This is a genomic window from Halobacillus sp. 12SKB (assembly GCF_052941655.1).
On sequence record NZ_JBRFWR010000001.1, the window covers coordinates 643,533 to 669,817 of the forward strand.

General features: G+C 47.3%; 22 protein-coding genes, 14 tRNA genes and 3 rRNA genes. 5 read left to right on the top strand and 34 right to left on the bottom strand.

Features of this window, described 5'->3' with window-relative positions:
• Positions 1–81: 81 nt before the first annotated feature.
• Together groL and groES are read right to left on the bottom strand one after the other, a co-directional pair.
• Positions 82–1,716: a chaperonin GroEL gene (groL, locus tag ACQ4XT_RS03115; RefSeq protein WP_160917517.1), complete on the bottom strand. Its 1,635-nt coding sequence runs from the start codon at positions 1,714–1,716 to the stop codon at positions 82–84.
• 57 nt (positions 1,717–1,773) lie between these two features.
• Positions 1,774–2,058: a co-chaperone GroES gene (groES, locus tag ACQ4XT_RS03120; RefSeq protein WP_089654972.1), complete on the bottom strand. Its 285-nt coding sequence runs from the start codon at positions 2,056–2,058 to the stop codon at positions 1,774–1,776.
• Positions 2,059–2,320: 262 nt separating this feature from the next.
• Here groES and ACQ4XT_RS03125 point away from each other — a divergent pair, with 262 nt between their 5' ends.
• Together ACQ4XT_RS03125 and ACQ4XT_RS03130 are read left to right on the top strand one after the other, a co-directional pair.
• Complete coding sequence (locus tag ACQ4XT_RS03125; RefSeq protein WP_146815927.1) at positions 2,321–3,037, top strand: CPBP family intramembrane glutamic endopeptidase; 717 nt, start codon at positions 2,321–2,323, stop codon at positions 3,035–3,037.
• A 1-nt stretch (position 3,038) separates the two neighbouring features.
• A complete protein-coding gene (locus tag ACQ4XT_RS03130; RefSeq protein ID WP_089654970.1) occupies positions 3,039–3,239 on the top strand; it encodes a YdiK family protein in 201 nt (66 codons plus the stop codon).
• 40 nt (positions 3,240–3,279) lie between these two features.
• Here ACQ4XT_RS03130 and ACQ4XT_RS03135 read toward each other — a convergent pair whose 3' ends face one another.
• Positions 3,280–4,692 carry an MDR family MFS transporter gene (locus ACQ4XT_RS03135; RefSeq protein WP_446852476.1) on the bottom strand — a complete coding sequence of 471 codons (1,413 nt, stop codon included), beginning with the start codon at positions 4,690–4,692 and terminating at the stop codon, positions 3,280–3,282.
• A 175-nt stretch (positions 4,693–4,867) separates the two neighbouring features.
• Between ACQ4XT_RS03135 and ACQ4XT_RS03140 the strand changes: the two genes are divergently transcribed.
• Complete coding sequence (locus ACQ4XT_RS03140; RefSeq protein WP_446852477.1) at positions 4,868–5,689, top strand: SDR family oxidoreductase; 822 nt, start codon at positions 4,868–4,870, stop codon at positions 5,687–5,689.
• 34 nt (positions 5,690–5,723) lie between these two features.
• Here the strand turns inward: ACQ4XT_RS03140 and ACQ4XT_RS03145 are convergent, their stop codons facing one another.
• The 3 genes from ACQ4XT_RS03145 to moaC are packed head-to-tail and all read right to left on the bottom strand — an operon-like array spanning position 5,724 to position 7,496.
• Positions 5,724–6,278 carry a GNAT family N-acetyltransferase gene (locus tag ACQ4XT_RS03145; RefSeq protein WP_446852478.1) on the bottom strand — a complete coding sequence of 185 codons (555 nt, stop codon included), beginning with the start codon at positions 6,276–6,278 and terminating at the stop codon, positions 5,724–5,726.
• Positions 6,279–6,338: 60 nt separating this feature from the next.
• Positions 6,339–6,998 carry a redox-sensing transcriptional repressor Rex gene (locus ACQ4XT_RS03150; protein ID WP_446852479.1) on the bottom strand — a complete coding sequence of 220 codons (660 nt, stop codon included), beginning with the start codon at positions 6,996–6,998 and terminating at the stop codon, positions 6,339–6,341.
• Positions 6,999–7,013: 15 nt separating this feature from the next.
• A complete protein-coding gene (moaC, locus tag ACQ4XT_RS03155) occupies positions 7,014–7,496 on the bottom strand; it encodes a cyclic pyranopterin monophosphate synthase MoaC (RefSeq protein ID WP_446852480.1) in 483 nt (160 codons plus the stop codon).
• 160 nt (positions 7,497–7,656) lie between these two features.
• Here moaC and abc-f point away from each other — a divergent pair, with 160 nt between their 5' ends.
• Complete coding sequence (gene abc-f, locus ACQ4XT_RS03160; protein WP_446852481.1) at positions 7,657–9,591, top strand: ribosomal protection-like ABC-F family protein; 1,935 nt, start codon at positions 7,657–7,659, stop codon at positions 9,589–9,591.
• Between the two features lie 467 nt (positions 9,592–10,058).
• On the opposite strand, the gene tsaD is transcribed toward abc-f, so the two are convergent.
• From tsaD to ACQ4XT_RS03275, 23 genes are all read right to left on the bottom strand, one after another.
• Positions 10,059–11,090, bottom strand: coding sequence for a tRNA (adenosine(37)-N6)-threonylcarbamoyltransferase complex transferase subunit TsaD (gene tsaD, locus ACQ4XT_RS03165; protein ID WP_446852482.1), 1,032 nt, complete (start codon positions 11,088–11,090; stop codon positions 10,059–10,061).
• Positions 11,087–11,530 (bottom strand): ribosomal protein S18-alanine N-acetyltransferase, encoded by a 444-nt coding sequence (rimI, locus tag ACQ4XT_RS03170; protein ID WP_446852483.1) that lies wholly within the window; start codon positions 11,528–11,530, stop codon positions 11,087–11,089. The genes tsaD and rimI overlap by 4 nt, the downstream gene beginning before the upstream one ends.
• 1 nt (position 11,531) lies before the next feature.
• Complete coding sequence (gene tsaB, locus ACQ4XT_RS03175) at positions 11,532–12,218, bottom strand: tRNA (adenosine(37)-N6)-threonylcarbamoyltransferase complex dimerization subunit type 1 TsaB (protein ID WP_446852484.1); 687 nt, start codon at positions 12,216–12,218, stop codon at positions 11,532–11,534.
• The gene (gene tsaE, locus ACQ4XT_RS03180) at positions 12,215–12,670 is read right to left on the bottom strand and encodes a tRNA (adenosine(37)-N6)-threonylcarbamoyltransferase complex ATPase subunit type 1 TsaE (RefSeq protein WP_446852485.1); all 456 of its coding nucleotides are present in this window, start codon (positions 12,668–12,670) and stop codon (positions 12,215–12,217) included. The genes tsaB and tsaE overlap by 4 nt, the downstream gene beginning before the upstream one ends.
• Positions 12,671–13,657: a thiamine-phosphate kinase gene (gene thiL, locus ACQ4XT_RS03185; RefSeq protein WP_446852486.1), complete on the bottom strand. Its 987-nt coding sequence runs from the start codon at positions 13,655–13,657 to the stop codon at positions 12,671–12,673.
• A gap of 159 nt (positions 13,658–13,816) precedes the next feature.
• Positions 13,817–13,893 (bottom strand) — tRNA-Asp (locus tag ACQ4XT_RS03190).
• Between the two features lie 45 nt (positions 13,894–13,938).
• Positions 13,939–14,015, bottom strand: a tRNA-Met gene (locus ACQ4XT_RS03195).
• 84 nt (positions 14,016–14,099) lie between these two features.
• Positions 14,100–14,213, bottom strand: a 5S ribosomal RNA gene (gene rrf / locus ACQ4XT_RS03200).
• Positions 14,214–14,303: 90 nt separating this feature from the next.
• Positions 14,304–17,219, bottom strand: a 23S ribosomal RNA gene (locus tag ACQ4XT_RS03205).
• Between the two features lie 170 nt (positions 17,220–17,389).
• Positions 17,390–18,954, bottom strand: a 16S ribosomal RNA gene (locus ACQ4XT_RS03210).
• Together the 16S, 23S and 5S rRNA genes with 14 tRNA genes alongside form the textbook arrangement of a ribosomal RNA operon.
• 123 nt (positions 18,955–19,077) lie before the next feature.
• Positions 19,078–19,151: transfer RNA gene (locus tag ACQ4XT_RS03215), tRNA-Ile, on the bottom strand.
• Positions 19,152–19,169: 18 nt separating this feature from the next.
• Positions 19,170–19,243 (bottom strand) — tRNA-Gly (locus ACQ4XT_RS03220).
• 23 nt (positions 19,244–19,266) lie between these two features.
• A tRNA-Pro gene (locus ACQ4XT_RS03225) sits at positions 19,267–19,343 on the bottom strand.
• A gap of 7 nt (positions 19,344–19,350) precedes the next feature.
• Positions 19,351–19,427: transfer RNA gene (locus ACQ4XT_RS03230), tRNA-Arg, on the bottom strand.
• A 69-nt stretch (positions 19,428–19,496) separates the two neighbouring features.
• Positions 19,497–19,589, bottom strand: a tRNA-Ser gene (locus ACQ4XT_RS03235).
• A gap of 53 nt (positions 19,590–19,642) precedes the next feature.
• Positions 19,643–19,724 (bottom strand) — tRNA-Leu (locus ACQ4XT_RS03240).
• An 8-nt stretch (positions 19,725–19,732) separates the two neighbouring features.
• Positions 19,733–19,808, bottom strand: a tRNA-Lys gene (locus tag ACQ4XT_RS03245).
• A gap of 105 nt (positions 19,809–19,913) precedes the next feature.
• Positions 19,914–19,988 (bottom strand) — tRNA-Gln (locus ACQ4XT_RS03250).
• Between the two features lie 8 nt (positions 19,989–19,996).
• Positions 19,997–20,073, bottom strand: a tRNA-Asp gene (locus ACQ4XT_RS03255).
• Between the two features lie 13 nt (positions 20,074–20,086).
• Positions 20,087–20,158 (bottom strand) — tRNA-Glu (locus tag ACQ4XT_RS03260).
• Positions 20,159–20,167: 9 nt separating this feature from the next.
• Positions 20,168–20,258, bottom strand: a tRNA-Ser gene (locus tag ACQ4XT_RS03265).
• Positions 20,259–20,262: 4 nt separating this feature from the next.
• Positions 20,263–20,337 (bottom strand) — tRNA-Asn (locus ACQ4XT_RS03270).
• A 175-nt stretch (positions 20,338–20,512) separates the two neighbouring features.
• Positions 20,513–20,956 carry a SprT family protein gene (locus tag ACQ4XT_RS03275; protein WP_446852487.1) on the bottom strand — a complete coding sequence of 148 codons (444 nt, stop codon included), beginning with the start codon at positions 20,954–20,956 and terminating at the stop codon, positions 20,513–20,515.
• A 75-nt stretch (positions 20,957–21,031) separates the two neighbouring features.
• Between ACQ4XT_RS03275 and cmpA the strand changes: the two genes are divergently transcribed.
• Positions 21,032–21,142, top strand: coding sequence for a cortex morphogenetic protein CmpA (gene cmpA / locus ACQ4XT_RS03280; RefSeq protein WP_089654570.1), 111 nt, complete (start codon positions 21,032–21,034; stop codon positions 21,140–21,142).
• A 44-nt stretch (positions 21,143–21,186) separates the two neighbouring features.
• On the opposite strand, the gene ACQ4XT_RS03285 is transcribed toward cmpA, so the two are convergent.
• From ACQ4XT_RS03285 to ACQ4XT_RS03305, 5 genes are all read right to left on the bottom strand, one after another.
• On the bottom strand, positions 21,187–23,358 hold the full coding sequence (locus ACQ4XT_RS03285) for a Tex family protein (protein WP_446852488.1): 2,172 nt from the start codon (positions 23,356–23,358) through the stop codon (positions 21,187–21,189).
• Between the two features lie 745 nt (positions 23,359–24,103).
• Entirely contained in the window at positions 24,104–24,679 is a 576-nt protein-coding gene (locus tag ACQ4XT_RS03290) for a SpoIIE family protein phosphatase (RefSeq protein WP_446852489.1), read from the bottom strand.
• Positions 24,680–24,699: 20 nt separating this feature from the next.
• A complete protein-coding gene (gene sigB / locus ACQ4XT_RS03295) occupies positions 24,700–25,479 on the bottom strand; it encodes an RNA polymerase sigma factor SigB (RefSeq protein WP_446852490.1) in 780 nt (259 codons plus the stop codon).
• The gene (rsbW, locus tag ACQ4XT_RS03300; protein ID WP_115825019.1) at positions 25,451–25,927 is read right to left on the bottom strand and encodes an anti-sigma B factor RsbW; all 477 of its coding nucleotides are present in this window, start codon (positions 25,925–25,927) and stop codon (positions 25,451–25,453) included. The genes sigB and rsbW overlap by 29 nt, the downstream gene beginning before the upstream one ends.
• A 2-nt stretch (positions 25,928–25,929) precedes the next feature.
• Entirely contained in the window at positions 25,930–26,259 is a 330-nt protein-coding gene (locus tag ACQ4XT_RS03305) for an STAS domain-containing protein (protein WP_089654564.1), read from the bottom strand.
• Positions 26,260–26,285: the final 26 nt, after the last annotated feature.

Consider the following 26,285-nt stretch of genomic DNA (forward strand, 5'->3'; position numbering starts at 1 on the left):
CCGCCAGGTATGTCAAAAGTATGTCATTTTGACTTTTGGGATGAAGCTAAACCCTTGATATCAAGGGTCATGGGGGCATGATTACATCATGCCGCCCATGCCGCCCATGCCACCCATGTCAGGCATGCCGCCGCCAGCGTTATCTTCTTCAGGAAGATCAGCGACTACCGCTTCAGTTGTTAAGAACATAGCGGCTACGGATGCTGCGTTTTGAAGCGCAGAACGTGTAACTTTTGTAGGGTCAACGATCCCTTGTTCAACCATGTTCACCCATTCGCCTGTGGCAGCGTTGAAGCCTACGCCGACTTCTTCAGCTTTCAGACGCTCAACGATGATGGATCCTTCAAGACCTGCGTTGTGAACGATTTGGCGAACCGGCTCTTCAAGCGCACGAAGAACGATACTTGCACCTGTTGCTTCGTCGTCTACAAGGCCAAGACCTTCAACAGAGTTGATAATGTTTACAAGGGCTGTACCACCACCGGCAACGATTCCTTCTTCTACTGCTGCTCGCGTAGAGTTCAGGGCGTCTTCGATACGTAGTTTACGCTCTTTCAATTCTGTTTCTGTTGCCGCACCAACTTTGATGACAGCTACGCCGCCGGAAAGTTTTGCAAGGCGCTCTTGTAGTTTCTCTTTGTCGAATTCAGAAGTTGTTTCTTCTGACTGTGCACGGATTTGAGCGACACGGGAAGAGATCTGCTCAGGGTTTCCTGCACCTTCGACGATTGTTGTGTTTTCTTTTGTGATGACTGCTTTAGACGCGCGTCCAAGCTGGTCGATCGTTGTATTCTTCAGTTCAAGCCCAAGATCTTCTGTGATGACTTGGCCGCCTGTAAGTGTCGCGATATCTTCAAGCATCGCTTTACGACGGTCACCGAACCCAGGAGCCTTAACAGCTACCGCGTTGAATGTACCACGAAGTTTGTTCACAACAATTGTTGCAAGTGCTTCGCCTTCAACGTCTTCAGAGATCAATAGAAGTGGCTTGGATTGTTGGACCACTTGCTCAAGTACAGGAAGAACTTCCTGGATGTTGTTGATCTTCTTATCTGTGATTAGAATGTAAGGATCTTCAAGAACCGCTTCCATCTTATCCTGGTCTGTAACCATATAAGGAGAAGCATAGCCGCGGTCGAACTGCATACCTTCAACCACTTCTAGTTCTGTGTTGAAACCTTTAGATTCTTCGATTGTGATAACACCGTCGTTACCTACGCGCTCCATCGCTTCAGCGATCAACTGGCCGACTTCATTGTCAGCAGCAGAGATGCTTGCGACCTGTGCGATAGAATCGCGGCCTTCAATCGGCTTGGAGATTTTGCGAAGCTCTTCTGTTGCTACAGCAGTCGCTTTCTCGATCCCTTTACGAATACCTACAGGGTTTGCGCCGGATGTTACGTTTTTAAGACCTTCACGGATCATTGCCTGTGCAAGAACCGTTGCTGTCGTTGTACCGTCACCAGCAACATCGTTTGTTTTAGAAGCAACTTCAGAAACGAGTTGTGCACCCATGTTTTCGAAGTGGTCTTCCAGTTCGATTTCTTTAGCGATTGTCACACCATCGTTTGTGATGAGTGGAGAACCGAATTTTTTATCAAGTACGACGTTACGTCCTTTTGGTCCAAGTGTAACTTTAACAGCATTTGCTAATGTATCTACACCACGCAGCATAGAGCGGCGTGCGTCTTCACTAAATTTGATTTCTTTAGCCATTTAAAATGCCCTCCTCATTAAAATCGTATCTCTTAAGTATTTTTATAGGAATAGTGACTACTGGATAACAGCTAGTACATCTGATTCGCGCAGAATCAAGTATTCGCTGCCTTCATACTTCACTTCTGTACCTGCGAATTTAGAATAGATTACGCGGTCGCCTTGTGCGACTTCCAGTGCTACTTTTTCACCGTTGTCTGTGATGCGGCCTGTGCCGACAGCAACAACTTTACCTTCTAGTGGCTTTTCTTTCGCAGAGTCCGGAAGTACGATTCCGCTCGCAGTAGTCTGCTCTTCTTCAACTAGTTCAATAACAATACGATCACCAAGTGGCTTTAACAATTAGGACACCCTCCTTGATATGGTTGTTTCAAATTTTTGTCGTTTATTAGCACTCGTTGATGATGAGTGCTAACACAATTATTATAATAAGCAATTCCCTATCGTTTTTCAAGTAGAAACTATAGAAATTTAGCACTTCTTTTTCGACAAAATTCTTACACTGACCCTTATTCCTTACGTCTGGTTTTGAAACTGTGATAGAATACATAAAGTATGTATATTGAAGCTATTAAAAGGTATTTATAAAAGGAGTCGTGCCTTTATGCCGAAACATTATTGGTACATCATTGTGACCTATCTCATCACACAGATATCAGCCATTGCAGCTGTCCCGGTTCTTGTCCAGGCTGCGGGTATGTCCCGCTTCGATGCGATTGCCGTCTGGTCTGTGTTCAGTTTTACGATTGCAACCATCATCATCCTGCTCCTGCTCCGCCGCGATCCACAGGATGCCTTAGCCCGGAGCGAGGATAAAGCAGGGCCTGGTAAAGTCGTGCTCTGGTCGATTGCCGGTGTCTTCTTAGCGTTGTTTGCTCAAGCCATTGCCGCAACGATAGAGCGTGAATTGTTCGGTGTATCACCTGGGTCTGAGAATACAATGGGACTGATGGAGATTGCCCGTGAATCGCCGTTGTTCATCCTCCTTCCTGTCGTGTTCGCCCCGATCACGGAAGAGATCATTTTCCGTAAGATCATTTTCGGTTCGATCTATAAGCGGACGAATTTCTGGCTGGCCGTTCTCGTATCCGCTCTCGTCTTCGGAGCGTTTCATTTCGATTTCAGCCACATGTTAGTCTACTTCTCCATGGGAGTCGTTTTCGCCTTCCTTTATGTCAAAACAAAACGAATTATTACACCAATCGTGGCTCATATGGCGATGAACTCGTTTGTTGTCGTTTCGCAGTACTTCCTCACTGAAGAGGATATCCGCCGCATGCAGGAACAGCTGGAGACCATCTTTATTGGAGGCTTTTTATAATATGAGAACATCACCCTTATTCATGGCTTTTCTTTACATGATGATGGGTGTCGCATTCACCTACATCGCCGCACAGTCGGCAGAAGAGACGGTGTGGAATGCGATGACCATCATCCTGGCCATTGTCGCGACATTCAACATTGCCGTAGCGATTCGGCTTTTTAATCTTCACAACAAGATTAAAAATGCAAAAAAGAAATAATGTCGCAAAAAAGCAGGTCCACGCGTGGACCTGCTTTTTTCTATGCTTCCTGCTCCTTTTCGTCATCCTGCACACCTTTTAATATGAAAGAAAACGGAATCGCGATAATCAGCACAATCGCAGATACGAGAAACGCTTCATTTAACGTCTGCAGGGTCGCGGCCTGCATATCGATATCTGGATTCGCAGATACTTGCGCCCGTCTTACTTCATAATAAATGGAGAAAAACACGATCCCAAGCGAAGAAGAAATCTGCCGGATGATGTTGTTCATGGCAGAACCCTGAGCAACAAGGTGTTCCGGAATGCTGTTCATACCGGATGTGGTCGCCGGCATATTTCCCATCCCCATCCCGAGACCTCTCACCGTATTTAACAAAAGGATCAGCCAGTAAGGGGTGGACAACTGTAAAAAGCTCAACCCAAGGGTCGCGAGCGCCATAATCGTAAGACCCGGTGGCACGACGTATTTCGGTCCTTTTTTATCGAGAATACGTCCTCCGATGGACATGAACACCCCACTAGCGGCAGCGGCGGGCAGGAACAACAGTCCAGTCATGACTTCGTTCAGGCCGTACACATTTTGGATCAGTAACGGCAGCAGGAAGATTCCTGAGAACAAGCCGATCGATGCGGCTGAAGTGACGACGATCGAAACGGAGTACGTCGGCACTTTAAAGACGGACAAGTTCAGCAGTGGATCCTCCTGTCGGTTTTCGTAAAAAACGAAAAGGACGATGGCGATCAGTCCACCCACAATCAATGCAATGTTCAAGGGATCGAACAACGTCTCAAGCGTCCTCCCCCTTCCTAAGGCAAACAGCACTGATCCAATGCCTGCCGCAATAATCAGGAAACCAACCAAATCAAACCGCTTCGTCGGGTCCGTTTCGGTACGTTCAAGAAATTTTGAAGATAAAATAAGTCCCGTCAGTCCGAACGGAATGTTGAAGGCGAATAACCACGGCCAGTCGAGATACTGGATGAGAAATCCACCGATGGTCGGTCCGATGGCTGGTGCGACCATGGCGGCAACACCGTACACGCCGACGGCAAGTCCCCGCTCGTAGCGTGGGAAAGAGTTGAAGATGAGCGCCATGGCGATCGGCATCATCAATCCACCCGCCATTCCCTGGATCGCCCGGGATAAGATGACCATATCTAGCGTCGATGAAAAGAATCCGAGCGTGGAGCCCGCAAGGAAAATACAGAGTCCGACGAGGTACACTTTCTTTTTCCCGAACCGGTCACCGAAATAGCCGGTGAGCGGCATCGTCATCCCCATTGATACCATGAAGATCGTCAATATCCACCCGACCGCGACGGCATCCGATTCGAAAATCTCGATGAACCGTGGCAGGATCGGGTTCAACATACTATTGTTCAAAATGACTGTGAACGTCCCGAACAGCACAGACACGACCACAAGCCATTTATTAGGCAGTTTACTCAATTGTCTCACCCGCTTTCTTTCGATACGCGAACTATTCTTTACTATACCACCTCAGCTGTTCGTTAACCATGATTCCGCATGTTTCGACTGTAAGCGCCTTCTGCGCTGCCAAAGGTTTACGACATTTCAATATGGGGGAAAAAGTCATACCAACGACAAAAGGAGGTTGTTTAATATGGGACGTTTAGAAAATAAAATCGCCGTCGTCACAGGCTCTGCAACCGGGATCGGTGCGGCGACCGTAAAACGATTCGCCAGTGAAGGAGCGAAGGTGGTCTGCGGCGATATTAATGTAGAAGAAGTACAGAAAACCGTGGATGAAGTAAAGAGCAAAGGTGGAAAAGCAGAAGCCGTAGAGCTTGATGTTTCCGATGTGGACAGTGTCCAGAAGTTTGCCAATTACATCAAAGAGCATTACGGGAAGGTCGACATCCTGTTCAACAATGCAGGTGTCGATCAAGAAGGCGGAAAGGTCCACGAATATCCGGTCGAGCTGTTTGATCAAATCATCGCTGTAGACTTGAGAGGAACTTTTTTGACGAGCAAATACATCCTCCCGCTTATGCTTGAAAATGGAGGATCAGTCATCAATACATCATCCATGTCCGGCCAGGCCGCGGATCTCGACCGCTCCGGATACAACGCAGCGAAAGGCGGGATCACGAACTTCACGAGAGCGATGGCGATCGACTATGCGCGTGAAGGCATCCGTGTCAATTCAATTTCCCCAGGCACCATCGAAACGCCACTCGTTCAGGAGCTTGCCGGAACGAAACAGGAAGAAGAAGGCCGGGAGTTCCGTGAAGCGAATAAATGGGTTACACCGATGGGAAGGCTCGGACGTCCGGAAGAAATGGCGAATGTCGCCCTTTTCCTTGCCTCGGATGAAAGTTCATATGTGACAGGAGAAGACATTACTGCGGATGGTGGCATCATGGCTTACACATGGCCTGGCAAGATGCTCATGGACAAAAGCTGGAAAGAGAACACAGAATAATATAAAAGAAGCTCAGCGTTAGGCTGAGCTTTTTTTATTCCGCGTTCTTATAGTAGATCAAGTTGTCCGTCCATTCCCCAAACTCATGAATGAACCCTTTTCTAGTACACTCATACTGCAACCCAATACTTTCCACCAATTTGATGGAGGGAGAGTTATCCAAGTTGATATGAGCCTCGACCCGGTGGTAATTCAATTGATGAAAAGCGAGCTGTAATGCTTCTGCCACGGCTTCTTTTCCGAAGCCCTTTTGCCAATGTTGGTTATGTAAAGCATACCCGATTCTTCCCCACTGAAAGTCATATCTTACTAAGGTAGAGAAATCAATCATCCCTACGTGTGTATGGTCTTCCTTTAGAAAAATGCCGAAGACGTAAGCTGTATCCCCTACAGCCAGCTGCTGGTGTTTCTCCACCAGTTCACCAAACCATTCTTTCGTACATTCACTCATATCGATCTGTCCTTCATCATGCCGGTGCTTGGACGGAAGACGGCTCTCGAATCCATGCAGCCAGCTTTCATAATCACTTTTTTCAAGTGGTTTGATAACCAATCTTTCAGTTTCTGATCCTACCGTGAACGTTTCCAAATTCTTTCCCCCTAAAAAAACGAGTGAGAAACCAGATGATTTCACACTCGTTTTTCTTTCTTATTGGTCTTGTTCCACTTCCCCTTCGTTCAGTGGATAGTGCTTCAGGAAATAAACGAGCGCCTGCAGCTCGATGGCAAGATCGATATGATGGACCCTTACATTCGAAGGCACGCTGATCCTCGCTGGTGTAAAGTTGAGGATGCCTGAGATCCCCGCTTTCACAAGCCGGTCCGCAATTCCTTGAGCGGCCGATGATGGGACCGTGAGGATGGCAACGGAAATGTCGCCGAGCTTTTCCTCTAAATCGTCTATGTGCTCGACACCGACACCACCGACCTCAGAACCGATCCGCTCCTCGTTCGCATCGAAGGCGATTTCGATTTTCGTATTGTTGTTTTTCGTGAAGTTATAGTTCAAGAAAGCCGTACCCAGATTTCCGACACCGATCAATGCGACACGTGTCGTTTCATCCTGGTCGAGCGTCTTTCTGAAAAAGGAGAGCAAATACTCGACGTTGTAGCCGTACCCTTTTTTCCCGAGTGCTCCGAAATAGGAAAAATCGCGGCGGATCGTCGCTGAATCGACTTTGACCGCATCGCTCAGTTCTTTCGAAGACACACGCAGTTTGCCCTGGGTATGAAGGTTGTTCAAAAAGCGATAGTAGAGCGGAAGCCGCTTCGCTGTCGCCTGTGGAATCTTCGTTTGTTCGATATCCATTAGCACCGGACTCCTTTATCTGTTTCTCGTATAGTCGCCGTTCTTCCCGCCTGTCTTCTCTTTCAAGTAGGTCGGGCCGATGACCATTCCTTTATCTAACGCTTTGCACATATCGTAAACCGTGAGGGCTGTGGCGGAGGCGGCCGTTAGCGCTTCCATTTCCACCCCTGTGCTTCCCTTTGTCTTAACAGAAACCTCAATGTTTAATGTCGGCTGGTCTTCTGTTTCCCAAGCGAAGGACACATCGATACCTTTTAATGACAACGGATGACACATCGGAATCCAGTCAGACGTATTTTTCGCTGCCATGATCCCTGCGACCTGAGCCACGGAAAGCACGTCCCCTTTTCCAATCTCATGGTTGGTGATTTTATGATAAATCTCTTCGTTCACTTGTACACTCGTTGCTGCCACAGCCGTCCGTACGGAATCTTTTTTGTCTGAAATATCCACCATACGGGCGCGGCCCTGATCATTGAAATGACTGAACTCCGCCATTTTCTTCTACCCCTTTTTGTTAACAGTACTGATTGAAACACTACTCTTATTCTACCAAAAAATCAAACGGAAGTCGTTAAAGATTTCACATACTTCAGGAGCATTGTGTTGCTAGGGGACGCGCCTATGAGATACACTGATTTTATTGAGGTGAAACGACATGATTCTCATGCAATTGAACCAATTGACGAAGCGTTTCGGCGCCGAGTTGATTTTATCGAATATCAAATTGGAAGTGCAGATGAACGACCGGATCGCCATCGTCGGTCGAAACGGAGCAGGAAAATCGACCCTGCTTAAAATGATGGCAGGTGAAATGAGTCACGATGAGGGCAATATTTTCAAACCGAAAGAAACCACGATGGGCTACCTGGCCCAAAATACAGGGCTGCAGTCTGAGGAGACCATTTGGAACGAGATGGAGAAGGTGTTCACCCACCTGAAGGACTTGGAAAAAGAGCTCCGCTCCATGGAAGTGCAAATGGCGGATCCGGACTTGCTCGACGATCAAAAACGCTACCAGCAGCTGTTAGCGGATTATGACCGCAAGCAGGAATACTTTAAGACTGCAGGCGGTTACCAATATGAAGCGGATATCCGCGGCGTATTGAACGGGTTGAACTTCAAAAACTTCAACTGGGACACACCGATCAACTCCTTAAGTGGCGGGCAGAAAACACGCTTGGCACTGGGGAAGCTTTTGCTGACAAGTCCGGATGTCCTGATTCTCGATGAGCCGACGAACCATTTGGACATTGATACGTTAAGCTGGCTTGAAGGTTACCTGCAGAGCTATCAAGGAGCCGTCGTCATCGTATCGCACGACCGCTACTTCCTCGACAAGATCGTCAACACCGTATACGAAGTCGCGTTTCAATCATCCAAGCGATACCACGGCAATTACAGCGATTATTTAAAAAAGAAAGAAGCGGACTACGAGCAGGAACTCAAACGCTTTGAGAAACAGCAGGAAGAAATCAAGCGCATGGAAGATTTCATTCAGAAAAACATCGTCCGGGCGACGACCAGTAAACGGGCGCAAAGCCGTCGCAAGCAATTGGAGAAAATGGACAAGCTTGAAAAACCAAAGGACGACAACCAATCGGCGAAGTTCAGTTTCCAGACAGCGAAGCGAAGCGGTAACGATGTACTGAAGCTGCGCAACTATGCGTTCCGATATGATGACAGCAACGACTACCTTTTTGACAACGTATCCCTTGATTTGAACCGTGGCGATTCTGTGGCGCTCGTCGGTCCAAATGGTGTCGGAAAGACAACGTTATTGAAGACACTCATTGGTGACTTGGAACAGTCGAAAGGTGAAAAGCTGATCGGTACGAACGTGCAGATCGGTTATTACGATCAGGAACAGACAAAGCTGAACTCAACGAAAACCGTCCTGAACGAGCTTTGGGATGAGTATCCGATGAAGAACGAGAAAGATATCCGCACCATCCTTGGCAATTTCCTTTTCTCAGGTGAGGATGTCCTGAAGCCTGTCTCCGCGCTCAGTGGTGGAGAGAAAGCGAGACTGTCCTTAGCGAAACTGATGATGCAGGAAGCGAACTTCTTGATTCTCGACGAGCCGACCAACCACCTCGACCTCGATAGTAAAGAAGTGTTGGAGGCAGCCCTTGTGGATTATCCAGGTACGCTGTTGTTCGTTTCCCACGACCGTTACTTTATCAACAAGATTGCGACACAGGTTGTGGAAATGAATCCAGAAGAGACACGCCTTTTTCTTGGTGATTATGACTACTATGTAGATAAGAAGCGGGAAGAGTACGAGCTGCAGCAAATCGAAGAAGCCGAACGCCTGCAGAACGAACCGAAGCAGCAGGAAGTACAGCAGAAGAACAGTTTTGAAGAAGACAAAGCGGCAAAGCGTGAAGAACGTAAGAAAAACCGCCGCATTGCTGAGATTGAAGAAGAAATTGAACAGTTGGAAGCGAGACTCGAAGAAAACGAAGAGCTCCTCTGTGACCCTGACATCTATCAGAACCACGAACGTTCACTGGAAATCACAGAAGACAACACACAACTCCAAACCAAACTCGAAGCCCTCATGGAAGAATGGGAAACCCTCCATGACTGATCACTGACAGAAACAGGTGTACCAGGTCATCCAGAATATGGATGACCTGGTACACCATTTTTTTCCATATAAATAGTATTTGAACGAGTGCTCTCTTCCTTAGAGTGAACCCAAACACAGGATGATGGATGTTCACTTTTTAATGATGCATCCAGAGCCTATGCATAAGCGTGTATGAATGATGATTCAGTATCCACATAGTTTTCAACAGTTGAATAGCTTAATTAACAGTTTTCAACAGGGTTATGCACACTATCCACAAAAATATTTGTATTTATCCACAAAAATGGTACCGTTTTCTTTCCTATTCCTACTTATCCACTGATGAATTGTCCACTGTATGATTATACACATGTGGATAATCATACTTTTATTAGTGAGACTCTCACTTATACACAACACCCTTTAAAAAGGGAAAAGCCCTCCTTATTTATAAAGGAGAGCTTTGATCGTTCACGTTCACGACCTTATTTTTTTCTTGCACCAAAAAGCTCTAGGTCCAGCCCTGGATTAGCATTCAAATCCCATCCAGCACGGTGTCCCTGATTGTACGCAACAGCTCCAGCCGCAGCGATCATTGCAGCATTATCTGTACACAAATGAAGCGGTGGAATGAGCAATTCTGTTTCGCTTCCTTCGAACTTCTCCTGAAGCGCAGCTCTCAGTCCTTTATTGGCAGCCACACCGCCTGCGACAATCATCTGTTTCACACCATACTCTTCAGCAGCACGCAAAGCTTTTGTGGATAACACGTCCACAACACTCGCCTGAAAGCTTGCAGCTACATCCTCAGGTTTCAAATGTTCATCCCGCTGCTTCGCTTTGTGAAGGCGATTGATCACTGCTGACTTCAGTCCGCTGAAACTGAAATCATAGGATCCATCTTCAAGCCAGGCACGAGGGAAATCGATGCTCTCCTCCCCTTCTTGAGCGAGACGGTCGATTTGAGGTCCGCCTGGGTAAGGAAGCTTCAGCGTTCGTGCCACTTTGTCATACGCTTCCCCTGCCGCATCATCCCGCGTTTCACCGATGATCTCAAAGGATCCATGTTCACGCATCAACACAAGCTCCGTATGCCCTCCGGAAACAACGAGGGAAAGGAGCGGAAATTCAAATTCCTTTTCCAAACGGTTGGCATAGATGTGACCTGCAATGTGATGAACACCTACTAGCGGCTTCTGTTTCGCAAAAGCGATCGATTTCGCTGCATTGACACCGACAAGAAGAGCACCGACCAGTCCAGGTCCCTCCGTTACTACAATGGCATCCATATCATCGAGTGTCATTCCCGCGTCATCCAGTGCTTCTTCAAGGGTGATTGGCATCTGTTCAATATGGTGTCTCGAGGCAATCTCCGGTACCACCCCACCGAAACGCTTATGACTTTCAATTTGAGATGCAACAATGTTCGTAATCAGTTCGGTTTCATTCTTAACAATCGCTACCGCCGTTTCATCACAACTCGTCTCAATCGCTAAAATATATTGATCTTCCTTCATTTTAATCCCACCCACATCACTAACGCATCTTCACCGTTATCGGAGTAGTACCTTTTTCTGATTCCTCCAGGTACCATCCCGAACTTCCGGTACATATGCTGCGCGGCTGTATTTGAAACTCTCACTTCAAGCGACAGCTGGATCGCTCCATGCTCAATCGCTTCGTTACAAGTATGGCGAAACAAGTGTTCTCCATACTTGTTTCCTCTATGGTCCGGATGAATGGCGATATTCGTGACATGCGCTTCATCAATGATCAACCACAAACCACAATATCCAATAATTTCGTCCTCATTTTCTACAACATAATAATGCGCATAAGGATTGTCTTCCATCTCTTTCTTAAAGGTTTCCCCAGACCATGGTACGGCAAAAGAAGCCTTTTCGACTTCCATAACAGCTCCTACATCATCCTTCGTCATTCTCCTTATTGTCGCCATCTTACTTCTTCTCCTGCTGCTCCAACCATTTAGCTTCCGCCTCAGGAATACGCAAGTAGTTCGGCACAAGGTCATGCAACGGTCCTGGTTCCTTGTCTTCTGCTACAGAGGCAATGATGGCCGGACGTGCATAGTGGTAAGGAGCTTTCGGGAGAACCGCCTGATCGCCAAGAATCTCGACAATCTTTTCTTCATGCAAAGCTACATCTTGACTGAGGAAAAGTACCGGTTCATTCCGTTCCTTTAGTTGATAAAGCCAATCCTCCATTAAGACGTTCGTCTCGTCCATTTCAAGCGTCATATCAGAACGATACAGCCCTGTATAGACGAGCCCCCGCCGTGCATCAAAGAACGGACAGACATATCCTTGGAAAAAGGCACCCTGCCTGGCTACAGCTTCTAAGCTTGATACACCTACAACTGGAATTCCGAGCGACCATGCCATCGTTTTTGCCGTCGTCAATCCGATCCGCACGCCCGTATAGGACCCTGGTCCATGAGCGACCGCAATTCTATCCAAGTCGTCCGGATGCATCCCCGTCTCCTTCATCACCTGATCGATTGCAGGCATCAAACGGATGGAGTGGTTCTTTTTAATATTCGTCACATATTCACCAGCTACAGCCCCATCTCTGATGACCGCAACTCCCATCACATAATTCGAAGTATCTATCGCCAGTACATTCATGCTAAAATCTCCTTACATAATGCTTCCAAGTGATCGGATGTAGTCTCGAATGTGAACACCCGCGTGGAGTCGTCCAAATATCGAATCGTGATGTCCAGGCGTTCATCAGGTAAGAATTCTTCAATGAACTGGGCCCACTCCACGACCGTTACCCCTTCCCCTTCAAAGTACTCATCAAAACCAAGGTCCTCATCACTCTCTTCCAAACGGTACACATCCATATGATAAAAAGGAATCCGCCCTTGGTATTCTTTCATAATGGTAAAGGTAGGGCTGTTAATTGTCCGTTTCACACCAAGTCCTTTGCCGAGTCCTTTTGTGAACGTCGTTTTACCTGCGCCCAAATCTCCCTCTAACGTCAGCACATCTCCCGGCTGCAAACGCTGCCCGAGCTTTTCCGCCATCTGCTGCGTTTCTTCTGTAGAAGAGCTTTTCCATTCAAATGTCGTCATTCAATCACCCTTTTCCTTCAAATGAGTATAACCGGAAGAGGTCATTGTCTCCCACTTTCCATTTCTATTAAGCTTCACAACTGGTACAGGACCCTCTTTCGCTCGCACCTGGCCGATTTTACTTACCGTCACGTCTGCTTTTTCTGCAGCCTTTATCACTTCTGACCAATCCTTTTCAGGCACGCATCCAAGCAATTCAAAATCTTCTCCGCCTGATAATCCCCATTCTTCATGAGTATCGGGGAAGACCTTCCGGATCGCCTCGGAAAAAGGGAGCGCTTTTGAATCAATCAACAAATCAACATCAGAAGCTTCCGCAATTTCCTTCGACTCATTAGCAATGCCATCACTTACATCATTCAAGGCCAACCGTTCCAAATGGCACAGACCAGTTGCAAAGGTAACCCTCGGCACGGGAGCTTGATGACGCTGAATAAGATATGTAATCTCATCGGAAGTTTCTCTTTTTGGATTCAACAAGCATTCTAAACCGGCCCTGGAGTCTCCTAGAGTCCCCGTCACAAACAATACATCTCCAGGCTTCGCTGTCGAACGATATCTGGCTTTTTCTTTATGAACCAGTCCTATGACAGTGACACTTAAGGAAAGTTCACTCCCGGACACGGTATCGCCACCAATCAAATCCATTTGATAAGAATCCCCAAGTTGTTTCATTCCCCTATAAATGTGTTCAATCTCCTTCTCACTCCAGTGAGGAGGAATCGTAATCGAAACCATATAAAAAGCAGGCGTACTCCCCATCGCCGCAAGATCACTAATATTTGCTGCCAGCACACGATAGCCGATTTGCTCAGGTTCCATCGTCTTCCTTGTAAAATGGACCCCTTCCACCATCGTATCCACAGCTGTGACAATATCATGGCCCGTAGGTCGAAAGACAGCCGCATCATCATCTATTCCTTTGATCAAGGAAGATTGACGATAATAATCCGGCTTGATTGATCGTATAAATGAAAACTCATCCATGTGTATGTCCCTTTCTCTTATGACCGTATTCTTAACATAAAACCGGTCGACCGGATAATCGTAATATTCCTATTATACCAAGAGAGAGACACATTTAAAAAATTCCATAATAAAAGCCTTAGGAAAAGTTCCTAAGGCTGAACGTTTAATTTTAAGTAGTGGCGGTCCGGACGGGACTCGAACCCGCGACCTCCTGCGTGACAGGCAGGCATTCTAACCAACTGAACTACCGGACCATAATTTTTCATAAAAAAAGAAAGTCAAATGACTTAATTAAAATTTGGTTGCGGGGACAGGATTTGAACCTGTGACCTCCGGGTTATGAGCCCGACGAGCTACCAGACTGCTCTACCCCGCGATAATGTGGGATTACTTTGTTAAGTTCCCATGAAATTTAATTGTGAACTATTTACTATAATACTACATTTTAGAAAATAAATCAATGTGGCGGCGTCCTACTCTCACGGGGGTAAACCCGACTACCATCGGCGCTGAAGAGCTTAACTGCTGTGTTCGGCATGGGAACAGGTGTGACCTCTTCGCCTTCACCACCACATCAATATAAAGTTTGAGGTGAACCCTCAAAACTGGATAAGGAAACATCTTGTTTGAAAAGCAATTGTCATTCACGAATGATGATAATCAGATAGATAAGTCATCGATCCATTAGTATCCGTCAGCTCCACGTGTCACCACGCTTCCACCTCGGACCTATCAACCTCATCGTCTCTGAGGGATCTTATTTGCTTAAAGCAAAGGGAAATCTCATCTCAAGGGGGGCTTCATGCTTAGATGCTTTCAGCACTTATCCCGACCACACGTAGCTACCCAGCGATGCTCCTGGCGGAACAACTGGTACACCAGCGGTGTGTCCATCCCGGTCCTCTCGTACTAAGGACAGCTCCTTTCAAATTTCCAACGCCCACGACGGATAGGGACCGAACTGTCTCACGACGTTCTGAACCCAGCTCGCGTACCGCTTTAATGGGCGAACAGCCCAACCCTTGGGACCGACTACAGCCCCAGGATGCGATGAGCCGACATCGAGGTGCCAAACCTCCCCGTCGATGTGGACTCTTGGGGGAGATAAGCCTGTTATCCCCGGGGTAGCTTTTATCCGTTGAGCGACGGCCCTTCCATGCGGAACCGCCGGATCACTAAGCCCGACTTTCGTCCCTGCTCGACTTGTAGGTCTCGCAGTCAAGCTCCCTTGTGCCTTTACACTCTGCGAATGATTTCCAACCATTCTGAGGGAACCTTTGGGCGCCTCCGTTACCTTTTGGGAGGCGACCGCCCCAGTCAAACTGCCCACCTGACACTGTCTCCGGACCGGATCACGGTCCTGGGTTAGAATGTCCGTACAGCCAGGGTAGTATCCCACCAGCGCCTCCACCGAAGCTAGCGCTCCGGCTTCCAAGGCTCCTACCTATCCTGTACAAGCTGTACCAACATTCAATATCAGGCTACAGTAAAGCTCCACGGGGTCTTTCCGTCCTGTCGCGGGTAATGTGCATCTTCACACATAGTATAATTTCACCGGGTCTCTCGTTGAGACAGTGCCCAAGTCGTTGCACCTTTCGTGCGGGTCGGAACTTACCCGACAAGGAATTTCGCTACCTTAGGACCGTTATAGTTACGGCCGCCGTTTACTGGGGCTTCGGTTCAACGCTTCGCATAAGCTAACGCATCCCCTTAACCTTCCAGCACCGGGCAGGTGTCAGCCCCTATACTTCGCCTTACGGCTTCGCAGAGACCTGTGTTTTTGGTAAACAGTCGCTTGGGCCTTTTCACTGCGGCTCCTCGGCAGAGGAGCACCCCTTCTCCCGAAGTTACGGGGTCATTTTGCCGAGTTCCTTAACGAGAGTTCTCCCGCTCACCTTAGGATCCTCTCCTCGCCTACCTGTGTCGGTTTGCGGTACGGGCACCTCTTTCCTCACTAGAGGATTTTCTTGGCAGTGTGAACTCAGGAGCTTCGGTACTTTATTTCCCTCCCCATCACAGCTTGACGTTGCCGGACGGATTTGCCTATCCGACCGTCTCACTGCTTGGACGCGCACATCCAGTGGCGCGCTCTCCTTATCCTCCTGCGTCCCCCCGTCGTTCAAACGGAAAGGAGGTGGTACAGGAATATCAACCTGTTGTCCATCGCCTACGCCTTTCGGCCTCGGCTTAGGTCCCGACTAACCCTGAGAGGACGAGCCTTCCTCAGGAAACCTTAGGCATTCGGTGAAAGAGATTCTCACTCTTTTTTCGCTACTCATACCGGCATTCTCACTTCTAAGCGCTCCACCAGTCCTTACGGTCTGACTTCACGGCCCTTAGAACGCTCTCCTACCACTGATCATAAGATCAATCCGCAGCTTCGGTGGTGTGTTTAGCCCCGGTACATTTTCGGCGCAGAGTCACTCGACCAGTGAGCTATTACGCACTCTTTGAATGATGGCTGCTTCTAAGCCAACATCCTGGTTGTCTAAGCAACTCCACATCCTTTTCCACTTAACACACACTTTGGGACCTTAGCTGGCGGTCTGGGCTGTTTCCCTCTCGACCATGAACCTTATCACCCACGGTCTGACTCCCAGAACAAAGTCTATGGCATTCGGAGTTTGACTGAATTCGGTAACCCGATAGGGGCCCCTCGTCCAATCAGTGCTCTACCTCCATGACTTTCTATTCTGAGGCTAGCCCTAAAGCTATTTCGGAGAGAACCAGCTATCTCCGTGTTCGATTGGCATTTCACCCCTACCCACACCTCATCCCCGCAATTTTCAACTTGCGTGGGTTCGGGCCTCCAGTCAGTGTTACCTGACCTTCACCCTGGACATGGGTAGATCACACGGTTTCGGGTCTACGACCGCATACTCACTCGCCCTATTCAGACTCGCTTTCGCTGCGGCTCCGCTTCTGCTGCTTAACCTCGCATACGGTCGTAACTCGCCGGTTCATTCTACAAAAGGCACGCCGTCACCCATTAACGGGCTCCGACTACTTGTAGGCACACGGTTTCAGGTTCTCTTTCACTCCCCTTCCGGGGTGCTTTTCACCTTTCCCTCACGGTACTGGTTCACTATCGGTCACTAGGGAGTATTTAGCCTTGGGAGATGGTCCTCCCGGATTCCGACGGAATTCCTCGTGTTCCGCCGTACTCAGGATCCACTCCGGAGAGAGAAAGATTTCGACTACAGGGCTGTTACCTGCTCTGGCTGACCTTTCCAGATCGATTCGCCTATCTTCCTCTTTGGTAACTCCAATGGAGTGTCCTACAACCCCAGAAAGCAAGCTTTCTGGTTTGGGCTGATTCCGTTTCGCTCGCCGCTACTTGGGAAATCGCGTTTGCTTTCTCTTCCTCCGGGTACTTAGATGTTTCAGTTCCCCGGGTGTGCCTGCCTATACCTATGTATTCAGTATAGGATACTGTTCCATTACGAACAGTGGGTTTCCCCATTCGGAAATCTCCGGGTCAAAGCCTACTTACGGCTCGCCGGAGCATATCGGTGTTAGTCCCGTCCTTCATCGGCTCCTAGTACCAAGGCATCCACCGTGCGCCCTTATTCACTTAACTATCTTCGTGAAAAGACGTTTACAATTTCAATTAGATGTCTTGTCATCAAATGTCTCATCGTTAGATGAAACAATGATTCCTTATCCAGTTTTCAAGGTTCACAAGTTGAAAGATCGTTTGATCTCTCAAAACTGAACAACCAACACAGTACGTTTCCGTAATATCCTTAGAAAGGAGGTGATCCAGCCGCACCTTCCGATACGGCTACCTTGTTACGACTTCACCCCAATCATTGGCCCCACCTTCGGCGGCTGGCTCCAAAAAGGTTACCTCACCGACTTCGGGTGTTGCCAACTCTCGTGGTGTGACGGGCGGTGTGTACAAGGCCCGGGAACGTATTCACCGCGGCATGCTGATCCGCGATTACTAGCGATTCCGGCTTCATGCAGGCGAGTTGCAGCCTGCAATCCGAACTGAGAATGGTTTTATGGGATTTGCTACACCTCGCGGCTTCGCTGCCCTTTGTACCATCCATTGTAGCACGTGTGTAGCCCAGGTCATAAGGGGCATGATGATTTGACGTCATCCCCGCCTTCCTCCGGTTTGTCACCGGCAGTCACCTTAGAGTGCCCAACTGAATGCTGGCAACTAAGATTAGGGGTTGCGCTCGTTGCGGGACTTAACCCAACATCTCACGACACGAGCTGACGACAACCATGCACCACCTGTCACTTGGTCCCCGAAGGGAAAGCCCTATCTCTAGGGTTGTCCAAGGATGTCAAGACCTGGTAAGGTTCTTCGCGTTGCTTCGAATTAAACCACATGCTCCACCGCTTGTGCGGGCCCCCGTCAATTCCTTTGAGTTTCAGCCTTGCGGCCGTACTCCCCAGGCGGAGTGCTTAATGCGTTAACTTCAGCACTAAGGGGTGGAAGCCCCCTAACACCTAGCACTCATCGTTTACGGCGTGGACTACCAGGGTATCTAATCCTGTTTGCTACCCACGCTTTCGCACCTCAGCGTCAGAAACAGACCAGAGAGTCGCCTTCGCCACTGGTGTTCCTCCACATATCTACGCATTTCACCGCTACACGTGGAATTCCACTCTCCTCTTCTGTCCTCAAGTTCCCCAGTTTCCAATGACCCTCCACGGTTGAGCCGTGGGCTTTCACATCAGACTTAAGGAACCGCCTGCGCGCGCTTTACGCCCAATAATTCCGGACAACGCTTGCCCCCTACGTATTACCGCGGCTGCTGGCACGTAGTTAGCCGGGGCTTCCTCGTTAGGTACCGTCAAGGTACCGCCCTGTTCGAACGGTACTTGTTCTTCCCTAACAACAGAACTTTACGATCCGAAGACCTTCATCGTTCACGCGGCGTTGCTCCGTCAGACTTTCGTCCATTGCGGAAGATTCCCTACTGCTGCCTCCCGTAGGAGTCTGGGCCGTGTCTCAGTCCCAGTGTGGCCGATCACCCTCTCAGGTCGGCTACGCATCGTCGCCTTGGTGAGCCGTTACCTCACCAACTAGCTAATGCGCCGCGGGCCCATCTGTAAGTGATAGCGAGAAGCCATCTTTCAACTTTCCTTCATGCGAAAGAAAGTATTACCCGGCATTAGCCCCGGTTTCCCGGGGTTATTCCGATCTTACAGGCAGGTTGCCCACGTGTTACTCACCCGTCCGCCGCTCGTTCCACGAGCTTCACCCCGAAGGGATCCACTCGCTTCCCGCGCTCGACTTGCATGTATTAGGCACGCCGCCAGCGTTCGTCCTGAGCCAGGATCAAACTCTCCATAAAAGTTAAGTTTGACTTGCTCATTTGCACACCGAATGTGCTTGTTTCAAATCTCTTCTATAAAGAAGAAATGTTTTGACGTACTGGTTGGTTCGTTCAGTTTTCAAAGATCAAATGAATCATGGTGGAGCCTGAGTGGACTTGAACCACCGACCTCACGCTTATCAGGCGTGCGCTCTACCCAACTGAGCTACAGGCCCCGATGACATTCAATAAAATGGAGCGGGTGAAGGGAATCGAACCCTCATCATCAGCTTGGAAGGCTGAGGTTTTACCACTAAACTACACCCGCTTAAATTTTATTTAGGATTTCGATGGTCGGGAAGACAGGATTCGAACCTGCGACCCCTTGGTCCCAAACCAAGTGCTCTACCAAGCTGAGCTACTTCCCGTTTAAAATGGCGCGCCCGAGAGGAGTCGAACCCCTAACCTTCTGATCCGTAGTCAGACGCTCTATCCAATTGAGCTACGGGCGCATTAAAAAAGCGACATTTAATATGTTAACATCATTTGTGTTTTGACGCAAGCACTTTTTTTAAAAAAGTTGGTGCGGCCGAGAGGACTTGAACCTCCACGGGGATTACCTCCCACTAGGCCCTCAAGCCTAGCGCGTCTGCCGATTCCGCCACCCCGACCGCAATAATTGCTGTAGTAAACAATGGGATGCTGATCATGACTAATTCCGGATAAGTGCGGGTGGAGGGACTTGAACCCCCACGCCGTGAAGCACTAGATCCTAAATCTAGCGTGTCTGCCAATTCCACCACACCCGCATAATAAATGGTGAGCCATGAAGGATTCGAACCTTCGACCCTCTGATTAAAAGTCAGATGCTCTACCAGCTGAGCTAATGGCTCCTATTAAAGGAATCTGTAACACTCAATGATGATGTTGTTTTTTGAAGCACAAGAAACATCATATAACTTATTTAGCTTTTTGTCAACTCTTTTTTGAAAAGAAAATGGCTGGGCCAGCTGGATTCGAACCAGCGCATGACGGTACCAAAAACCGTTGCCTTACCGCTTGGCTATGGCCCAAAAAAGAGTGGCGGTCCGGACGGGACTCGAACCCGCGACCTCCTGCGTGACAGGCAGGCATTCTAACCAACTGAACTACCGGACCTTATAAGGTTAAGTGACCCGTACGGGATTCGAACCCGTGTTACCGCCGTGAAAGGGCGGTGTCTTAACCACTTGACCAACGGGCCAAAAATAAATGGCGGAGAAGGAGGGATTTGAACCCTCGCGCCGCTTACGCGACCTACACCCTTAGCAGGGGCGCCTCTTCAGCCACTTGAGTACTTCTCCGTAATGGCTCCAACGGTAGGATTCGAACCTACGACCGATCGGTTAACAGCCGATTGCTCTACCACTGAGCTACGTTGGAATAATTCGCAATGTTCGTTGCTGTTTATCAGCGACGTTTTATATCTTATAACATTTCGTCCTTGGTGTCAAACCTTTTTTTGATGAAATTCTAAGTTGTTTTCATGCGTTTTTTGGCTTGTTTTGTTAGGACTTAACTAATTTAACATGTGACCCATCGTTCGTCAATGGAAAATTTACTTCTTTTTTAAGTTGCCTTTACATTTCCCACATCCGAAACGTTTCGTGTCCACCCGCCTTTTCCGCTTGTATGTTTGTCCGCATTTTGTACAAACATAGTGGTGGAAGTTCCCACTCTTCTCAGAAGGTAATGGTGCACAATGTCGAGGAGACCCCGTCTTTTTCAATAATGTCTTGAACTCAGGATCACGATGTCCAAAACCTTTCCCTTCTATATGAAGGTGGTAATGACAGAGTTCATGTTTAATAATGCCCTCTAATTCGACACCATCTAATTCTACTACATATTTCGGATTGATTTCAATCACTTTTTTAGAAGGAATGTACCTGCCTCCTGTCGTACGAAGACGAGAATTGAAGTATACATCATGAGCGAAAGGCTTGTCAAAGTATTTTTCCGATAACTCATTGGTCCAATGCTGCAATTCCTGATCTGTCATAGGAACACCTCCCTTGTCCTTTGCATACTGTATCATAAGAATGAAAAAAGTTGAATATGAAGGAGCTGAGTACTTATGCCTTCCTGGTTGAAGAACCAAATGACAAAAGCATTCTTGAACAAAGACAAATACCAGATTAAAATGCTGAACCAATGCTGGTATTACTATCAGCATCTATATAAATAAAAACTACCCGGAAAGTATCACTCTCCAGGCAGTTCCATTTAATATTACCCTTGATTAATCATGGTCAAAGCGATCCTCTGTTTTTGTACATCCACTTGATCGACCCAAACGGTAACGACGTCCCCCACCGCTACCACGTCCATTGGGTGTTTGACGAATTTATTAGCAAGCTTCGAGATATGGACAAGCCCATCCTGTTTGACTCCAATATCCACGAATGCACCGAAGTCTACAACGTTTCTAACGGTTCCTTCCAGTTCCATCCCCTGTTCTAAATCTTCCATAGAAAGAACATTCGTTTTCAACAATGGCTTAGGAAGGTCATCCCTCGGGTCCCGTCCAGGCTGGACAAGAGATTTTACAATATCCTGAAGCGTCAACTCACCAATGTTCAGCTGTTCCGCTACAGATGATGTGTCGACACTTTTCAGTTCTTCTGCCAGCTTGTCCGTTCCAATATCTTCTGTGGTAAAACCGAACTTCCTCAAAAGTTCCCGTGTCGCTTTATAACTCTCCGGGTGAATCGGTGTGCGGTCAAGAGGTTCTTTTCCATCTAGTATTCTTAAAAAGCCGATACTTTGCTCAAATGTTTTTGCACCTAAGCGAGGAATATCTTTGAGTTCGGATCGTTTCGTAAACTTCCCTAACTCTTCTCTCTTTTTCACGACATTGTTGGCAACCGTTTTACTCAACCCAGATACATACTGCAACAGAGATGACGAAGCCGTATTCACATTCACTCCCACTTGGTTTACTGCCGTCTCAACAACGAACGTCAGTGATTCGTTCAGTTTTTTCTGAGTGACATCGTGCTGATATTGACCCACCCCGATGGATTTAGGGTCGATCTTTACGAGTTCTGCTAATGGGTCCTGGACACGACGAGCGATGGATACCGCACTACGCTCTTCTACTTGAAAGTCCGGAAATTCTTCACGTGCGAGCTTTGAAGCTGAGTACACACTTGCCCCCGCTTCATTCACAATCATATAAGAAGCGTTCAACTGATGTTTTTGAATCATATCTGCGATGAACTGTTCCGTTTCTCTCGAAGCTGTGCCATTCCCAATGGCCATCAGCTCAATGTCATACGCATCCATGAAGCCAAGAATCTTTTTCTCCGCTCCTGCCGTATCATTTCTTGGTGCTGTTGGATAGATGACGCCAATATCCAGCACTTTCCCTGTTTCATCCACGACGGCAAGCTTACAACCGGTACGGTAAGCAGGGTCTACTCCAAGAACCACTTTTCCTTTCAATGGGGGTTGCAGCAAAAGGTTTCGCAAATTACTGGAGAAAACTTCAATCGCCTGTTCCTCAGCCTGTTCAGATAATGCTCCTCGGATCTCTCTTTCAACAGATGGCTGAATTAAACGCTTATAACTGTCCTGGATTGCTTCTTCCAAGATGGAACGGATCTTCCCGACCGTATGGCGTTTAATAACGCTCCTCTCCAAATATTGAACAATCGCCTCTTCAGGAGGCTGAACGGAAACTTTAATAATTTCTTCTTTTTCCCCACGGTTAAGTGCAAGAACACGGTGGGATACGATCGATCGAACGGGTTCTTGATAGTCATAATACATTTCAAAAATGCCTTTTTCATCTTGATCTGCTTTTTTTTCAGATGAAGCGATGACACCTTTATCGTGCGTCTGCTTTCTAATCTTTTCTCGATATGTAGGGTCATCTGAAATCCATTCAGCGAGGATATCATTCACCCCTGCCCGGACATCTTCAACCGTATTCACTTCGTGTTCATCGGAAAAGAAGGCTTCTGCTTCTTTCTCAAAGTCGATGTTCTGCTGTTGCCAGACTTGAGTCGCGAAGGGTTCCAATCCTTTTTCTTTGGCTACGGTCGCTCTTGTCCGACGCTTTTGTTTATAAGGTCGGTACAAGTCTTCCACCTTTTGAAGTTTTTCAGCGGATTCAATATCACGGCGTAATTCTTCGGTCAGTTTTCCCTGTTCATCAATGAGGCGAATAACTTCTTCCTTACGCTGAACAAGGTTCGTTACATAGTTCCACTGATCTTCAATTTCTTTGATTTGCACTTCATCCAAACCGCCTGTCAGTTCTTTTCGATAACGGGCGATAAACGGTACTGTATTTCCTTCTTCAAGCAATTCAATGACTTGTTTGATCGTTTGATCCTTCAATTTCGTCTGTTTAGCGACGAGCTTCATAAGCTCTGTATTTTTAATGGTTTCACTCAACTAAATGACCTCCTTCAATGACGTCTCATCCATTGTATCAAATTATAAAAAAGAATACTTGAAGACTCCGGTCTTACCAATTATGTATTTAATATAAGATCCCGTTTGTGAAGAGTCAGCTTCGAGATGTTTGTGTGAGTTTGTGGGCTATGGGAAACCGTTGGCTTTCCATGGGGCGGGCGGTTATCCTCCTCAGGCTACGCCTTCGGGGGTCTCACCTGTCCCACTCGTCCCATAGGAGTCTCACCGTTTCCCTCCGTCCCTTTACTTTATAAGTGTCTCGAAACCATTTCTGGAATAAGAAGCTTCAAGCTTGATGAAAATGTGAGCGTTAAACCTCAAACCTTGTTTATTTGTATTCTGAAAGTTTGTTAGAGAAGGGTTTATGCTTATTAAAGCGGGAGAGTGGAAGGCAATCCCTTTGAGCAAAGGGGGGTTCGTTCTACGCATACATCAAAAGGGGTGGCCAGGAAGCTGAGAGACTCCCGTGGGAATGGATTAGCTGGCGAGGCCCAACTGGAAAGTGTTCAAATGCTCCATCGCCCTGGTAGACACGAGTGTCTGGGCGATGGAGCTAGACGAATAGCTTCCTGACCACCCCTGACGCCCAACTAAGCAACAAAACCGAAAAACATCTCGATATCAAGTTATCAATAATACAGCCATATACTTAAATAAATAAAATGAATGTCTCGCGAAAAACAATAAAACCCTCCATTCTACCTCTCGGTTGGAATGAAGGGTTTTAATGATATGCCATGGCAATCAGGGTGACATCATCATCACGAGATTGACCGTATAATTCTTTGTAATGTTGAGTGATTTGCTCAACGTCTTTGGAATGAGTAAACTTTGACGACAGACGGCGGTCATTCACTCCGTCCGAGAACATAAGGAATACCATTCCTTCTTGCACAGTACCGTGAGAAATTCTCAGCCTGCGTGGATAACCTGATAAGTAACCAGCCAACGGTATGTTGCGGTTGCGCTCCCCATCCGGGTTCACGGTAATAACACCGATGTTACCTATCGATGAATAGGAATAAGTACGAGTGTTAAAGTCTATCCTTAAAATCCCCAGGACAACTCCCCGCTTCCCTACTAATACCTCGTTGCACTTTTTTATGAGAGCTTCTAAAGTCAAATCTGGATGTTTCTCTATCACTTCCATCACTGCCTTGGATGATTCACGGGCCATTTCACCACTCCCGAGACCGTCGGCAAGGGCACAAAGGAATGCATCCTCCGTTTCCTTGTAGAAATAGCTGTCACCGCAATAGTAATTCCCTTTTTTGGCTTTTTGGAAAATAGATAAATCCACCCGTTTATTCTCCTTTTCCACTAGAATACCTCGACAGATTCAGATTGCAAGGCTTCTCTCAGCTTTCTCAAGGCCCGTCTTTGCAAACGGGATACGTGCATCTGGGAAATTCCCAGTCGTTCGCCTGTGTCTTTCTGACTCATGTTTTCAAAGTACGTGCATTGTAAGATTTCCTGTTCACGTTCGCTAAGAATTGGAAGTATCTTTTCTAAAAGCATCCTCTGATCGATGTTGGAATAACCATCTTCCTGATTTCCAATTAAGTCAAGAATAGTGACGGTACTTCCGTCAGAATCCGCTTCGATCTTACGGTCCACGGACAGAGCTTTATAACTTTTACCCATTTCCATCGTCTCAAGGATATCCTCTTCAGATACTTCTAACTCATCTGCGATTTCTTTGACGGACGGAGATCGTTGCAGTGTATTCGTCAGCTCTTCCGAAACCTTTTTAATCTTTGGTCCAAGCTCTTTGATTCTACGCGGGACATGGACGCTCCATGTTTTGTCACGAATAAAGCGTTTGATTTCCCCGATGATCGTGGGGATGGCAAATGACTCAAAAGATTTACCGAATTCCGGGTCATATCTTCTGATTGCCGCTAACAGTCCAAGCATGCCAACTTGAACCAAGTCTTCATGAATGGTGCTGTTTTTTGAGTATTTACGGGCAATGGATTCTACAAGATCCTTATAAACGAGGACAACCTTCTCCTGAACTGCTTCATCCCGTGGATTCTCTTGTAGATAGGCGATCCATTCGTAAACTTCCTCATTGTGGTGTTGTGATTTGGTCGCCATCTTGACCCACCCCGGTTTCATGGAGATATTTTGTCATAAGGACAATGACTCCATATTTGCTATTGATTTCAACTTTGTCCATCAGAGCATCTATGAGAAACAGGCCAAAGCCTCCTTCGCGCAGTTCTTCGATATCGTCATCTTGTTTATAAGGTCCGATATCTTCCTTGATTTCGCCAAGGTTAAAGCTTCCTCCATGGTCAGCAACCATGACTTCGAGCCTGTCCTGATAAACACCAAAACCGATGGTGATTTCGCCTTCACCTGTTTCTTTATACGCATGCTTCACCGCATTGGTGATCGCCTCTGAAATGGCTACTTTCAAATCTTCAATATCTTCATAAGTGAATCCCATTCGGTTGGCAATCCCTGATATGCTCAGACGAACGACACCGATGTATTCCGCTTTGGCAGGTACCTTCACTTCAACAAAATCAAATGGTTCCATGTTTACATTCCACCTTGCACTGTAGACTCGATGTTAATAATTTCTGTTAATCCTGTAATCTTAAAGAGGCGGTAAACACGGTCCTGCATATGAACAAGGCGCATCTCAGATTCATGCTCCTTCGTTGATTTCAAAGCACTGATGAATACACCAAGACCGGTGGAATCCATGTAATTCACGTCCTGGAAATCCACTTCTACAACTTGGCCTTTTTCCTTCGTCAGCGGCAGCAATGTATCTTTTAACTTGGGTGCTGTGAATGCATCCACTTCTCCGGTAAGGACGACATTTGAAACACCTTCATTGTTCGTAACATCTATTGATAAATTCATCGTAATCCCTCCCAATGTTTCCTGAA

Excerpts from the sequence above, each read along its gene's own strand:
- tsaE (WP_446852485.1), bottom strand. The coding sequence starts at position 12,670 with ATGACGACATTTGAATGGAAAAGCTCTTCTACAGAAGAAACGCAGCAG.
- ACQ4XT_RS03150 (WP_446852479.1), bottom strand. The coding sequence starts at position 6,998 with ATGGATATCGAACAAACGAAGATTCCACAGGCGACAGCGAAGCGGCTT.
- cmpA (WP_089654570.1), top strand. The coding sequence starts at position 21,032 with ATGCCTTCCTGGTTGAAGAACCAAATGACAAAAGCATTCTTGAACAAA.
- groL (WP_160917517.1), bottom strand. The coding sequence starts at position 1,716 with ATGGCTAAAGAAATCAAATTTAGTGAAGACGCACGCCGCTCTATGCTG.
- ACQ4XT_RS03130 (WP_089654970.1), top strand. The coding sequence starts at position 3,039 with ATGAGAACATCACCCTTATTCATGGCTTTTCTTTACATGATGATGGGT.
- ACQ4XT_RS03305 (WP_089654564.1), bottom strand. The coding sequence starts at position 26,259 with ATGAATTTATCAATAGATGTTACGAACAATGAAGGTGTTTCAAATGTC.
- ACQ4XT_RS03125 (WP_146815927.1), top strand. The coding sequence starts at position 2,321 with ATGCCGAAACATTATTGGTACATCATTGTGACCTATCTCATCACACAG.
- rimI (WP_446852483.1), bottom strand. The coding sequence starts at position 11,530 with ATGGCGACAATAAGGAGAATGACGAAGGATGATGTAGGAGCTGTTATG.
- sigB (WP_446852490.1), bottom strand. The coding sequence starts at position 25,479 with ATGGCGACCAAATCACAACACCACAATGAGGAAGTTTACGAATGGATC.
- abc-f (WP_446852481.1), top strand. The coding sequence starts at position 7,657 with ATGATTCTCATGCAATTGAACCAATTGACGAAGCGTTTCGGCGCCGAG.
- rsbW (WP_115825019.1), bottom strand. The coding sequence starts at position 25,927 with ATGGAACCATTTGATTTTGTTGAAGTGAAGGTACCTGCCAAAGCGGAA.
- tsaB (WP_446852484.1), bottom strand. The coding sequence starts at position 12,218 with ATGAATGTACTGGCGATAGATACTTCGAATTATGTGATGGGAGTTGCG.
- thiL (WP_446852486.1), bottom strand. The coding sequence starts at position 13,657 with ATGGATGAGTTTTCATTTATACGATCAATCAAGCCGGATTATTATCGT.
- moaC (WP_446852480.1), bottom strand. The coding sequence starts at position 7,496 with ATGGCGGAGTTCAGTCATTTCAATGATCAGGGCCGCGCCCGTATGGTG.
- ACQ4XT_RS03275 (WP_446852487.1), bottom strand. The coding sequence starts at position 20,956 with ATGACAGATCAGGAATTGCAGCATTGGACCAATGAGTTATCGGAAAAA.
- tsaD (WP_446852482.1), bottom strand. The coding sequence starts at position 11,090 with ATGAAGGAAGATCAATATATTTTAGCGATTGAGACGAGTTGTGATGAA.
- ACQ4XT_RS03140 (WP_446852477.1), top strand. The coding sequence starts at position 4,868 with ATGGGACGTTTAGAAAATAAAATCGCCGTCGTCACAGGCTCTGCAACC.